The sequence below is a fragment of the Halomonas sp. NPDC076908 genome (assembly GCF_050269715.1).
GTDB lineage: Bacteria > Pseudomonadota > Gammaproteobacteria > Pseudomonadales > Halomonadaceae > Vreelandella.
Genome location: NZ_JBNNIW010000082.1, coordinates 1 through 4044 on the forward strand (window position 1 = coordinate 1; position 4044 = coordinate 4044).

Consider the following 4044-nt stretch of genomic DNA (forward strand, 5'->3'; position numbering starts at 1 on the left):
GGATGGCAGGAAGCAGTACAAGGTCTCGCCGGAGTTATTGAGACCTCTCCGGGACGTGAAGTAGGTCAACTACGTCTTGGAATGAACGCTTACATTGTACAAGCGTTTTTTGATGAGAAGCCGAACGCTAACGTAGCCAAGGAACGTGTCACCTTCGGCACCTCCGGCCACCGAGGCCGCGCCACCGAGCGCACCTTTAACGCATCACATATCTACGCCATTACCCAGGCCGTGGTGGATTACCGCCTGAAAGCAGGCTACCAGGGGCCACTGTTTTTAGGCGTTGATACCCACGCGCTTTCCAAGCCTGCTTGGGAGTGTGCGCTGCAGGTATTGGCCGCTAATAAAGTACCGGTGCTGGTTGAAAAAGATCACGGCTATACCGCTACCCCATTAGTTAGCCATGCTATTTTGCAGTACAACGCCACCAATGCGGCGTTAGCCGATGGCTTGATTATCACGCCTTCGCATAATCCGCCTGAAGATGGCGGTATTAAATACAACCCCTCCCACGGCGGTCCTGCCGATACGGAAGCGACATCGTGGATAGAGTTACGTGCCAATGCGTATCTGCTGCGTGAGCTTGGTGATGTGTCGCTTGTTTCATTAGAAGAAGCGCTTGCCCATGCCCAGGAATATGATTTTACCGCTCACTATGTGGCTGATCTCAATAGCGTAGTGGATATGCAGGCCATTCAGCGTGCAGGTTTAATCTTAGGCGCAGACCCGATGGGCGGTACTGCACTGCCGGTATGGCAGGCGGTTGCGAAGCACTATGAGCTAAACCTGGAAGTGGTGAACACCACCGTTGATCCTGAGTTTGCGTTTATGCCGCCGGATCACGATGGCAAAATCCGCATGGATTGTTCAAGCTCGGCGGCGATGGCTAATCTGCTAAACATCAAGGATCGCTTCGATGTTGCCTTTGGCAACGACCCGGACGCCGACCGCCACGGTATTGTGGATGCCAATGGCTTGATGAATCCGAATCACTTTTTGGCCGTGTGCATTGATTACTTGATCACTCATCGCCCTGAGTGGTCGGCTTCGCTGAAAATAGGCAAAACTCTGGTGTCGTCTTCCATGATCGACCGGGTGGTAGCTTCCCATGCGCGGGAGCTTTATGAAGTGCCCGTCGGCTTTAAGTGGTTTGTAGATGGCCTGCATGAGGGGTGGTTAGCCTTTGGCGGTGAAGAGAGCGCAGGCGCAAGCTTACTCACCCGCGACGGTCAGGCGTGGTCTACCGACAAAGACGGCATAGTGCTGTGTTTGCTTGCAGCGGAAATCATGGCCGTTACGGGGCAAACGCCTAGTGAGTATTACCGTACGCTCACCGAGCGCTTTGGCGAGCCTTTCTACAAGCGTGTGGATACCGCCTGCACACTGGAAGAGAAAGCCGCGTTCAAAAAGCTGGATAGCGAAAGCGTGACGGCTCAGGAGCTGGCGGGCGATGCGATCATTGCCGTACTGGTTGCCGCGCCGGGTAACGGTGCCAGCATTGGCGGTATTAAAGTGACCACCGAAAACGGTTGGTTTGCCGCACGCCCCAGCGGCACGGAATCACTCTATAAAGTGTATGCCGAGAGCTTTAAAGGCCCCGAGCATCTGGATGAGTTGATTGAAAGCGCCAAAGCGCTGTTAGCGGGGGTGCTGAAAGGGAAAGGGTAGTGCTTTCACCAGCGGCTGGTGCCGCTTCCCATGGGGGCCGCGCGAAGTGGCGCAGGGGTGTCACTAATGTGCAACAGTGCACAGGAGTGGCACAATCCATGCATGTTTATAGGGAGTTTTTTACGTATTGCTTTCAATTCATCCTGCTGTCAACTATACAGTTAAATTGAAAAGTAAGACGGCTGGCTTGGAGCTTGCTAGTAATAAAGTAACGGTTATTGTTTAGTTATCATCAAGGAAGATATATCATGAATGCCTATCTTACTGCAGTAAATCCCCGCCTTTATACTCCTGTTAATGCGCTTCAAGCTCATGCGGAGCGAATGCAGTCACAGTCATTAAGTGATTTGATGGGAAGCGACTCTACTGCTGCTGTTGAGCGGGCAAGCGCTTTGGTATTGACCTTAGGCACACTGCATCTGGACCTGAGTAAGCAGCGCATCAATCAGGATACCCTTTCATTATTAACTGATTGGGCGCAGAGCTGTGGAATTGAGGAAAAGCGCCAGAAGCTATTTGCTGGCGCTAAAGTGAATACCTCTGAACGGCGTGCAGCGTTGCATATGGCGGCGCGCTGGCCAGCTTCTGCTACTCCTCCTAAAGGTATGCAAGATGCCGCCGCGTTTTGTCAGCAGCAACGCATCCGGCTAGCCGCTATGGTTGAATGTTTGCATCAGCGCGAATGGTTTGGTGCCACAGGACAGTCAATCACCGATGTGGTGCATATTGGCGTAGGCGGCTCTGATTTAGGGCCAAAATTGATTAGTGAGGCCTTAGCGGATCGCCCGAGCCACACCTGTGTCAACGTTCATTACGTCTCTAGCATGGATGGTGCTCAGCTTTTACCGCTGATGGAGTCGTTAGATCCGGCCACTACGCTGCTGGTATTGGCATCAAAATCGTTTACCACTGCCGACACCCAGTTTAATGTACGCACTGCTTTGGCCTGGCTTAGCGAATCACTGGAAGTTGATATAGAGACGGTATGCCGTTTTCAATTAGTCGGCGTTTCCTCTAAGCCGGAAAAAATGGCTGAGTTTGGCATTCCTGACGCTCATCAGTTGGTCTTTAAGGACTGGATTGGTGGGCGTTTTTCGTTGTGGTCGCCGATTGGCGTTAGTGTTGCGATGCAGCTGGGCATGGCGAGCTTTGATGCGCTGTTAGAGGGGGCGCATACTGTTGACCGCCACTTCTTAGAGACGCCGCTGGATCAGAACCTGCCGGTTCTGATAGCGCTTGTGGGCGCTTGGAATTGTCAGTTTTTGAACATTCCCACCCATGCGGTGCTGCCTTATGACGGTCGGCTGAAAAGCTTGCCCGCCTATTTGCAGCAGTTGGAAATGGAGTCTAACGGTAAAAGCGTGCGCTTGGATGGCCGTTCGGTTACCCATGCTACCTGCCCCATCATTTGGGGCGATGTAGGGCCGAATGCGCAGCATGCGTTTTATCAGCTGTTGCACCAAGGCGGGCATACCGTTAGCGCTGACTTTGTCGCGGTGGCGGGGCGTGAAGTGGATGCAACGCAACATGTGCGGGATTCACTGGCAGCCCAAGAGCAATTAACGCTAGCCAACTGCCTGGCCCAGGCGCAGCTATTTGCTTTGGGTGATGATGCGATACCTGGTTCGTTACGCGGGCACATGGCTCAAGGGTATCGTGGTAATCAGCCTAACTCGGTCTTACTGTTGAAGCGCTTAGATGCTTGGAGCATTGGGGCGCTGTTGGCGCTTTATGAGCATAAGGTGTTTGTTCAATCCGTGCTGTGGAACCTTAACCCCTTTGATCAGCCGGGTGTAGAGCTGGGCAAGCAGCTGGCTACCAGTCTTTATCAAACGCTAGCAGGACAATCTTGCGACTATAACGTCGTCAAAGACCCCAGCACTGAGCAGCTATTACGCAAAATAAGCGAATGGCGTCAGTAAACGAGCTAATCCAACAATTAATCAAGCAATCATTAACGTAATTAAGGAAGCTATTTAATGGCGCAGGTGCGTAAAGCGATTATTCCGGTGGCGGGTTTTGGTACGCGTTTATTACCGATAAGCAAGGCTATTCCTAAAGAGATGGTGCCGGTGGTTGATCGCCCTTTGATTGTGGTCACATCGAAGGCTGGTTAAAAGCCAACACCATCCTCGCCCGCGAAGCAGGATATGACATTTAAGCAAATAGATATCTCGTTAACACGCGCTACGTGTGCACTCACGTGATTTCATAGGGTTTTCGTAGCGCGTGGTAAGCCTACGGCGCACCCGCGGGAGCATCGCGAAGCGGTGCCGGGGTTGGCCTGGGCAGGCGTGGTTGGTTCGGTGCCCTTGGGCGTCGTTCCGCCGCCTCCCGCGGGTGCCTCATTCGCTCGTGCCTCGCGAGATTCGTTAC

2 protein-coding genes and 1 pseudogene are annotated in these 4044 nt (G+C 52.9%); all 3 read left to right on the forward strand.

From position 1 onward, the window contains the following. Window positions 1–81 precede the first annotated feature (81 nt). Entirely contained in the window at window positions 82–1668 is a 1587-nt protein-coding gene (gene pgm, locus ACQKE4_RS20235; RefSeq protein ID WP_427390013.1) for a phosphoglucomutase (alpha-D-glucose-1,6-bisphosphate-dependent), read from the forward strand. Between the two features lie 248 nt (window positions 1669–1916). Then, on the forward strand, window positions 1917–3590 hold the full coding sequence (gene pgi / locus ACQKE4_RS20240) for a glucose-6-phosphate isomerase (protein WP_427390011.1): 1674 nt from the start codon (window positions 1917–1919) through the stop codon (window positions 3588–3590). Window positions 3591–3647: 57 nt separating this feature from the next. Then, a pseudogene (locus tag ACQKE4_RS20245) lies at window positions 3648–3761 on the forward strand (sugar phosphate nucleotidyltransferase); the annotation flags it as partial. Window positions 3762–4044 lie beyond the last annotated feature (283 nt).

Coding starts and splice junctions, on each gene's coding strand:
- pgm (WP_427390013.1), top strand. CDS start 82: ATGAACGCTTACATTGTACAAGCGTTTTTTGATGAGAAGCCGAACGCT.
- pgi (WP_427390011.1), top strand. CDS start 1,917: ATGAATGCCTATCTTACTGCAGTAAATCCCCGCCTTTATACTCCTGTT.